This is a genomic window from Gordonibacter pamelaeae 7-10-1-b, from assembly GCF_000210055.1.
GTDB lineage: Bacteria > Actinomycetota > Coriobacteriia > Coriobacteriales > Eggerthellaceae > Gordonibacter > Gordonibacter pamelaeae.
Genome location: NC_021021.1, coordinates 3,194,080 through 3,198,451 on the forward strand (window position 1 = coordinate 3,194,080; position 4,372 = coordinate 3,198,451).

The 4,372-nt window shown below is 69.3% G+C and carries 8 protein-coding genes; all 8 read right to left on the bottom strand.

The annotated features are described in order from the left end of the window. A partial coding sequence (locus GPA_RS17605) for a pyruvate kinase (protein ID WP_231847708.1) occupies window positions 1-178 on the bottom strand: 178 nt, incomplete at its 3' end. Window positions 179-358: 180 nt separating this feature from the next. Then, window positions 359-739: a desulfoferrodoxin family protein gene (locus GPA_RS14665; RefSeq protein WP_015540359.1), complete on the bottom strand. Its 381-nt coding sequence runs from the start codon at window positions 737-739 to the stop codon at window positions 359-361. Window positions 740-833: 94 nt separating this feature from the next. Then, window positions 834-1,673, bottom strand: coding sequence for a prolipoprotein diacylglyceryl transferase (gene lgt, locus GPA_RS14670; protein WP_015540360.1), 840 nt, complete (start codon window positions 1,671-1,673; stop codon window positions 834-836). A gap of 95 nt (window positions 1,674-1,768) precedes the next feature. Continuing rightward, window positions 1,769-1,987, bottom strand: a complete 219-nt coding sequence (locus GPA_RS14675) for a UDP-N-acetylmuramoylalanyl-D-glutamate--2, 6-diaminopimelate ligase (protein WP_041239724.1) — start codon at window positions 1,985-1,987, stop codon at window positions 1,769-1,771. Between the two features lie 73 nt (window positions 1,988-2,060). Beyond that, window positions 2,061-2,651 (bottom strand): pyridoxal 5'-phosphate synthase glutaminase subunit PdxT, encoded by a 591-nt coding sequence (pdxT, locus tag GPA_RS14680; RefSeq protein WP_041239725.1) that lies wholly within the window; start codon window positions 2,649-2,651, stop codon window positions 2,061-2,063. A gap of 9 nt (window positions 2,652-2,660) precedes the next feature. Continuing rightward, window positions 2,661-3,551: a pyridoxal 5'-phosphate synthase lyase subunit PdxS gene (gene pdxS, locus GPA_RS14685; RefSeq protein WP_015540361.1), complete on the bottom strand. Its 891-nt coding sequence runs from the start codon at window positions 3,549-3,551 to the stop codon at window positions 2,661-2,663. A 150-nt stretch (window positions 3,552-3,701) separates the two neighbouring features. Beyond that, entirely contained in the window at window positions 3,702-3,992 is a 291-nt protein-coding gene (locus tag GPA_RS14690; RefSeq protein ID WP_015540362.1) for a hypothetical protein, read from the bottom strand. A gap of 17 nt (window positions 3,993-4,009) precedes the next feature. Next, a complete protein-coding gene (locus GPA_RS14695; RefSeq protein WP_015540363.1) occupies window positions 4,010-4,246 on the bottom strand; it encodes a NifU family protein in 237 nt (78 codons plus the stop codon). Window positions 4,247-4,372: the final 126 nt, after the last annotated feature.

Here is a 4,372-nt window from a genome sequence, read left to right on the forward strand (position 1 = left end):
AGTCCAGCTCGCCGCGCACCTTGCGCAAACGCTCCATGCGCGCGCGGTGCTCGTCGTGCGAGCCGTGCGAGAAGTTGAAGCGCGCGACGTCCATGCCCGCCCCCAGCAGGGCGCGCAGCGACGCCTCGTCGTCCACCGACGGGCCCAGCGTGCAAACGATCTTCGTGCGCCTTGCCATGCTGCTCCTTCCGCCATGCGGTGCCCCGATCGGGCCCTTCACGTTGCATGATACCGCGAACCCCGCCGCGCGTCCGGGCGGCGGCCGAATCGGAAGCGGAGCTTCACAAAGGGAAACGTGCGAGCGCCCGCCCCGCGCGGTGCGGGACGGGCGCTCGATGCGGCTTGAGAGGCGGGGTCCCTAGAGCTCGGCTGCCCACAGGCCGTGGATGTTGCAGTACTCGTACACCTTCACCGGCTCGTCGCCCTCGGCCACGGCGAAGTCGGCCACGGGGGCGTCCTCCGGCGTGAGCTGCACGAACTGGTAGCCGTTCTTCGTCTGCAGGCACACGAACGTGATGTAGTGCTCCGGCGTCATGGGGTGCAGCGTGCTGCCCACCTGGACGTGGACGTTCGAGCCGTCCACCTTCACGTTGGGCACGTGCTTCTCGAGCGCGGCATCGGTGGTGTTGGCGACAAGCTCCTCCATCTGCTCGCCGCAGCATACCAGCGGCACGCCGGAGTCGAACGGCTTGACGGCGATGTTCCCGCAATGGCGGCAATGGTAGAATTTGAGCTCCATGGTTCCCCCTTCGAGGTCGTTCCCGACCGCAGCCGCCGCCTGCGCGGGGCCCGTCCGGGCTTCAGGTTCGCTCCTTGATGGCACGCCTTATATGTTACTCGCCTTGTGGCAATTCCGGAAGACCCTGTTGCGGCTTCTTCATCCGAAGCGCATAAACGAGCACGCCGATTCCCACGAGCACGAGCGGGACGGACAGGAGCTGGCCCATGGTCAGCCAACCGCCCCACAGATATCCTAGCTGCACATCGGGCTGGCGCACGAATTCGATGGCGAACCGACAACAACCGTACATAATCAGGAACACGCCCAGGAACGTGCCGCGCGGGCGCGGCGGGAGCCTGCGCGAGAGCATGAACAGCACGGCGAAGATGAGCACGCCCTCCAGCAGCGCCTCGTAGAGCTGGGAGGGATGGCGCGGCATGGTGCCCGCAGCCCCGCCGAACACGACGCCCCACGGCAGGTCGGTGGGACCGCCCCACAGCTCGCCGTTCACGAAGTTCGCAAGCCGCCCGAAGAAGAGCCCGATGGGGGCCGCCACGCAGCCCAGGTCGGCCAGCGTGAGGTACGGGATGCCCGTCATCTTCGCCGCCGCTATGCCGGCGAGGAGCGCGCCCACGAGCCCGCCGTGGAAGCTCATGCCGCCGTGGTTGAACGCGAGCACCTCGAGCGGGTTCTGCAGGTAGAACTCCAGGCCGTTGCCGTAGAACAGCACGTATCCCAGCCGTCCGCCCGCCACGACGCCGATGATGACGCAGAACATGATGGTGAGCAGCGCGTCGGCGTCCACGCGGATGCGCCAGCGCTTGGCCAGCCGCCAGATGAGCAGGGCGGCGCACACGAACCCCGCCACGTAGGCGATGCCGTACCACCGCACGGTGAACGGCCCCGCCGAGAACAGGACGGGGTCGAGATTCCAGTAGATATCGTTGAGCATAGGATTCCTTTGCCTTGCCGATCGCCGGAGCTGCGACGTCGGCGGGAGAACCCGCCGCGTGCGGGCCCGCCCCGCCGCGCAGCCGGCGCGTGACGTTACTCGCGGCCCATGCCCGCGCCCACCTCGATGGCGGCGAACCGCACCTCGTCGCGCAGCTGGGAGGGTATGGTCTGCATGCTGGACACCTTGGCGCCGCACGAGGGGCAGCGCAACGTGAACATGGCGAGGTCCGCGCGCACGACCATCATGGAGTCGTAGCAGCACACGTCCAGATCGGACGCGCCGCACGCCGGGCAGGTAATCGTCTGACTCACGCGCCTCACGCTCCTTCGCCTTGCCGGGTCCGCCAACGAACCTCATTGTAGCAGACTTCCCCGAGGCCGAACGTCACGCGCCGGCCACGCTTTCGAGGAAATAGGCATGCACGCGAGCATCGTCGGCGAGCTCGGGGTGGAACGCCACGGCCAGCGCGCGCCCTTCGCGCACGGCGAGCGGCTCGCCGCCGTCGCCGACAGCGAGCACCCGCACGCCCGGCCCCAGGTCGGCGAAGCGGGGTGCGCGGATGAACACGGCCTTCACCGGGCCCCCCGCCACCCCGTCGAACGGCACCGCCGTCTCGAACGAGTCGATCTGCCGCCCGTAGGCGTTGCGCCGGATGCGCACGTCCATGAGGGCGAGCGGCTCCTGGTCGGGGCGCGCGCCCTCGATGTCGCGTGCCATGAGGATGGCGCCGGCGCACGTGCCGAACACGGCCATGCCGGCCGCGAAGGCGTCGCGCAGGGGCCCGTACATCCCGTGGATGGCCAGCAGCTTCGCGATGGCCGTGGACTCGCCGCCCGGGATCACGAGGCCGTCCAGCCCGTCCAGCTCGGCCGGCCAGCGCACGAGCCGCGTTTCGGCCCCCAGCCCGTCGAGCATGCGCCGATGCTCGCGGAAGGCGCCCTGCAGGGCTAGGACGCCGATGCGCAACGCAGCCACGAAACGCCCCTACCAGCCGCGTCCGGCCATGAGCTCGTTCTCGGGGATGTCCGAGATCTCGATGCCCACCATAGCCTCGCCCAGATCGCGCGAGACGCGCGCGATGGTGTCGGGGTCGTCGTAGTTCGTCGTGGCCTCCACGATGGCGCGGGCGCGCTTGGCCGGGTTGCCCGACTTGAAGATGCCGCTGCCCACGAACACGCCGTCGCAGCCCAGCTGCATCATGAGCGCCGCGTCGGCGGGTGTGGCGATGCCGCCGGCGGAGAAGTTCACCACGGGAAGGCACCCGTGCTCGGCCACCCATTTCACCAGCTCGTAGGGAGCCTGCAAGTCCTTCGCGGCCGTGAACAGCTGCTCGTCGCGCAGGCCCTTGATGCGGGCGATGTCGGTGGTGACGGTGCGCATGTGGCGCACGGCCTCCACCACGTTGCCCGTGCCCGGCTCGCCCTTCGTGCGGATCATGGCCGCGCCCTCGGCGATGCGGCGCAGCGCCTCGCCCAGGTTGCGGGCGCCGCACACGAACGGCACGTCGAAGTCCCACTTGTTCACGTGGTACTCGTCGTCGGCCGGCGTGAGCACCTCGCTCTCGTCGATGAAGTCCACGCCCAGGCTCTGCAGCACCTGCGCCTCCACGAAATGCCCGATGCGGCACTTCGCCATGACGGGGATGGACACGGCCTCCACGATGCCCTCGATCATGGTGGGGTCGCTCATGCGCGCCACGCCGCCGTGCGCGCGGATGTCGGCGGGGACGCGCTCGAGGGCCATGACGGCCACGGCTCCCGCATCCTCGGCTATCTTCGCCTGCTCGGGGTTGACGACGTCCATGATGACGCCGCCCTTCATCATCTCGGCGAACCCGGTCTTCACCTTCAGCGTGCCCTGCACCTGCTCGGTCATGCTTCCTCCTGTTTCCATCGATGGCCCTGCGTGCAACGCGGCCGCCCTCCCGGGCGGCCGCGCGTTCCTGCCTTGCTCATGATACCCCAAACGCCGCATGCGGACGGCGGAAACGACGTCCCGCCGCGCAAGCGGCAGCCGCGACCCGCCCTACAGCAGGAAGCGGTTCGGGTTGCCGGCGCGCGACCCGTCCGCGGGCGCGTCGGCAAGGTCCGGGCCGTGCTCCAGGAAGTGCTCGCAGAAGCGGCACACCTCCTTCACGGCCGCATCGTAGTACCGCTCGGGGTTGAGCAGCACCGCGAAGTCGGTCGCCACCACGTGCGTCGGCCGGTCGCAGGCGGCGTAGTGGCAGTCGGCCGGGCACGGCTCGCCGGGCGTGTTGTGCGGGCAGCGCGACATCATCTCGTCGTCGCACCCGCGCCGCTCCCAACAGTTCGCCATGGCCCCGGTCCCCCGCTCTAGCCTTCGTGGACGGCGACGACCTTCGTCACGCCGGGCACGCGCTCCTTCAGGATGCGTTCCACGCCGTTCGCCAGCGTCATCTCGGACATGGGGCAGCCCTTGCAGGCGCCCTGCAGCTCCACCGACACCACGCCGTCCTCGTCCACGTCGACGAACCTCACGTCGCCGCCGTCGGCCTGCAGGCTGGGGCGGATGAGCTCGAGCACCGCCGCCACGTCGTTCTTGTCTACCATGAAAAGCTCCTTCGTCGAAATGATGTTTCTCGGGTGCCGATTCTACCATAGCGCGGCGGGCGCGACGCGCGCGGCGGCGTAAATGCACGCGGGCGACACCGACTGGCCGGCCGCGTCACCGGGGGG